Annotated in this window: 6 protein-coding genes; all 6 read left to right on the top strand. The window is 66.5% G+C overall.

Features of this window, described 5'->3' with window-relative positions; translation table 11 throughout:
* The coding region (locus tag B4M60_RS03610; protein WP_291080366.1) for a TCP-1/cpn60 chaperonin family protein at positions 1 to 415 on the top strand (415 nt) is incomplete at its 5' end.
* Positions 416 to 659: 244 nt separating this feature from the next.
* Positions 660 to 803: a hypothetical protein gene (locus tag B4M60_RS03615; RefSeq protein WP_167507208.1), complete on the top strand. Its 144-nt coding sequence runs from the start codon at positions 660 to 662 to the stop codon at positions 801 to 803.
* Positions 804 to 851: 48 nt separating this feature from the next.
* Positions 852 to 1007, top strand: coding sequence for a hypothetical protein (locus B4M60_RS03620; RefSeq protein WP_167507209.1), 156 nt, complete (start codon positions 852 to 854; stop codon positions 1005 to 1007).
* Between the two features lie 411 nt (positions 1008 to 1418).
* Complete coding sequence (locus B4M60_RS03625) at positions 1419 to 1583, top strand: hypothetical protein (RefSeq protein ID WP_291080370.1); 165 nt, start codon at positions 1419 to 1421, stop codon at positions 1581 to 1583.
* Positions 1584 to 1691: 108 nt separating this feature from the next.
* A complete protein-coding gene (locus B4M60_RS03630) occupies positions 1692 to 1883 on the top strand; it encodes a hypothetical protein (protein WP_291080372.1) in 192 nt (63 codons plus the stop codon).
* 385 nt (positions 1884 to 2268) lie between these two features.
* On the top strand, positions 2269 to 3387 hold the full coding sequence (locus B4M60_RS03635; RefSeq protein WP_291080374.1) for an alpha/beta hydrolase: 1119 nt from the start codon (positions 2269 to 2271) through the stop codon (positions 3385 to 3387).
* Positions 3388 to 3421: the final 34 nt, after the last annotated feature.

Genomic DNA, 3421 nt, shown 5'->3' on the forward strand with positions numbered 1-3421 from the left:
CGCCGTCGAGGAGGGCATCGTCGCGGGCGGCGGTGTCGCCCTGGTCAAGTCCGAGGCCGCCATCGACGCCCTCTCCCTCGAGGGCGAGGAGGCCACCGGCGCGAAGATCGTGAAGTTCGCGCTGAGCGCCCCGCTCAAGCAGATCGCCCACAACGCCGGCCTCGAGCCGGGCGTCGTGGCGGAGAAGGTCCGCAACCTCCCGGGTGCCGAGGGCCTCAACGCCGCCACCGGCGAATACGAGGATCTCCTGGTGGCCGGGATCAACGACCCGGTCAAGGTGACCCGGTCGGCGCTGCAGAACGCCGCGTCGATCGCCGCGCTGTTCCTCACCACCGAGGCCGTCGTGGCCGACAAGCCCGAGCCCGCCGGACCGGCGATGCCGGGTGGCGACGAGATGGGTGGCATGGGCTTCTGATGTAGCCCACCCCAGCACGCGGCCGTGGCCCGCACCGGAGATCCGGTGCGGGCCACGGCCTTTGTCGGGCTCTCCTGGGGCATCGGGTCGCGTAACACGATCGTCACGTGCGTCGTCCCGCGTAAAACGTCTGTGACCTGCGGTTAAGGAACGGTTTCGTCTCTGGTGGCTGCTGAACGGCCGCCCTAGTGTCTGTGTCAGGCGCCCCGGAGGGCGCCGGAACACACTGAGAACGGAGACCCCCATGCCCAACTTCGGTCAACTGTCCGACCTCTTCGGCGGAATCACCGACATCCTCGGCGCCGTCGTCTTCTTCACCGGGTCCCTGGGTGGCGAGGGCGGGGTCAATGACTTCATCGGCGCGATCACGAGCATCAGCGCCGACTAGCGGTCACGACCCACCCACCACACACCAGAACACCTCTAGGAGCAGACGATGACTTTCCCCGAGTTCGGATCCCTTGCCGGCGTCAGTGGCGCACTGGGCTTTCTCAACGACTTCCTCGGCGCGTTCGGAGACATGTTCTCCGGCCTGGCGTACTTCACCGGAGGTGACTTCCAGGAGGCGCTGACAGGAGGCTTCCTGCAGTGACACGAGCCCCGTCCGGGTAGGCGACTGCCCCTGACGGTTCCGAATGCGGCCCGCGCGAATCTCCCTCGCGCGGGCCGCTTCGTCGTCTCCGGAGGGGTGCGCGCCGGGGTGAAACCAGCGCCCACGGTGATCCCCGAGGGTGAACAGGGGGTGACGTCGGAACGGTGCTCACCAGCGGCATACGTCCTCCGGGTGACGTATGAAGGAATTTCTCTGAAAGCCGCCCGATTAATGAGTCTTCTTAAGCCTTGGTGGGTTACAGTGACCCAGGACACGGGCCCAGAGTAGGTGCCTGGCCAGCGTCAAGAGGCGAACCTGAGACGCGCGTCACGATTGACATCAGCGCGACTTAGGTTAACCTTACCGAGGGCCCCACGAGTCGGGGCGACATCACAGCAAAGGGAGAAACACATGCCTGACTTTGGAGCGATTGCCGGACTTCTCGGCAACGTGAAGAGCATCTTCGACTTCGTCGCCGGGACCACCGGGTCGCTGTCGGGCTTCAACAAGCCCGAGACGGGGCCGGCCGCGCTCTTCGAGACCCTCTTCAGCGGGTCCGCCGGAGAGGCTGCCTGATAGTCCCCTGCGGCGAGCGCCTGTCAAGTGCGCATCGCTCGTCGGCTGTGCGGGTCCCCGCACGCAGTCTGCCGCAACTGGTCGGCGGACGCCCCCTCGTCAAGGTCAATGCGCGAGTTCCCGCGCGGCGGAACATTCACAAAGGAGATCATCATGGGTTCGACTGAACTGGGCGCGATTGCTGGCCTGAGCAAGCTCGGCGGCGACTTCGTCGGCGCGCTGGCGGCCGGCGCGAAGGCTGCCGCCTACTTCATCGGCGGCGGCTTCGCTGCCGACATGGCCACCGGCTTCATGAAGTAAGTAGCCACGCGGAAAGCGCGGTCGTCGAGGGCGTCGGAGTGACTCCGGCGCCCTCGATGCGTGTGCGGACGTCGAGACGGCTGCGACGACGCGGCCGGTCTCGCAGACGTTTCGCGGGTGGGAAAATGCTCATAGTCGTAACGCGGGCCCGGTCACCGTCGATAATGTTGACGTGAGCCGCACCGGCCGGCTCCGCGGTTTCCCTCGGTACACCTGACTGTGGGAGCCTCGGAGCGTGCCCCGCGGATACAATACGCACGACCTGCGGACGCAAGTGGTACTACTGTGTCTAGTGGGACTTGTGTGACTACTGGGAATCGGGTTAGCGTTCCCACAAGAATGCCCGGGTCCGTCTGTGAACAACGAGAATGTAAGGCGTCGAAATATGCGTTCAGTGAAGCGGTTCGGCACGAAGGTCGCCGTCGCGGCCGTTGCTGCGGCCATGGTCCCCGTCGTCGCCACGGGCACGGCCCAGGCCCAGGGCGGCGGCACCATCCAGTACAACAAGGCCAACGCCTCGCAGAAGGTCCGCGAGACCACTCTCACCGACGGTCGCATGATCGTCTCGGTGTGGTCGGACAAGATGCAGATGGAGGTCCCGAACATCGTGCAGCGCCCGGCTGACGGCAACGCCAAGGCCCCGGTGCTCTACCTGATCAACGGCGCGGGTGGTGGCGAGGACTCCGCCACCTGGCAGGCGCAGTCGGACGTGAAGAACTTCATGGCCAACAAGAACGCCTGGACCGTCACGCCCATCGGAGGCGCCTTCTCGTACTACACCGACTGGCAGCGGCACGACCCCAACGTCCAGACCCGCTTCGCCCGCGAGACCACCCGCCCGATGGCGTTCGAGTCCTACCTCGCCAACGAGCTCCCCGACCTGTTCGAGTCGGCCTACGGCGGCAACACCGGAGGCGACCGCAAGCGTTCGCTCGCGGCCATCTCCATGACCGCCACGTCGGTGCTGACCATCGCCCAGAAGCACCCGGGCCGCTTCCAGGCCATCGGCTCCTACTCGGGTTGCGCCGAGACCTCGACGCCGATCGGCTACCAGTTCATCAACATCGTCACCGGGATGCGGGGCGGAGCCAACCTCGACAACATGTGGGGCCCGTTCCCGGGTACGCCCGAGACGGTGAACGGCTGGTTCGACAACGACCCGGTCTGGGGCGCCTGGCGCTTCGAGGAGCAGAAGAGGAACGGCACCCTGCCGGCCATGTTCATCTCCACCGGCAACGGTCTGCCCGGACCGTACGAGTCCCTGGAGAACTGGCGCCTGCGCAACAGCATCCCGGCGCTGGCCAACCAGGCGATCGTCGGTGGCATCATCGAGGCCGCCACCCAGTACTGCACGGCCAACCTCGCCCGCCGCTTCGGCGAGCTGCAGATCCCGGCCCAGTTCGACTTCGCGCCCAACGGCACGCACTCGTGGGGCTACTGGCAGGACGACCTCAAGCAGTCCTGGCCGATGATGGCCGCCGCGATGGGCGCCACCGAGCGCTGAGGCCGACCGGCACCGACGGACCCCGTCCCACCAC

The organism is Dietzia sp. UBA5065 (assembly GCA_002415925.1).
Classification (GTDB): Bacteria; Actinomycetota; Actinomycetes; order Mycobacteriales; family Mycobacteriaceae; genus Dietzia.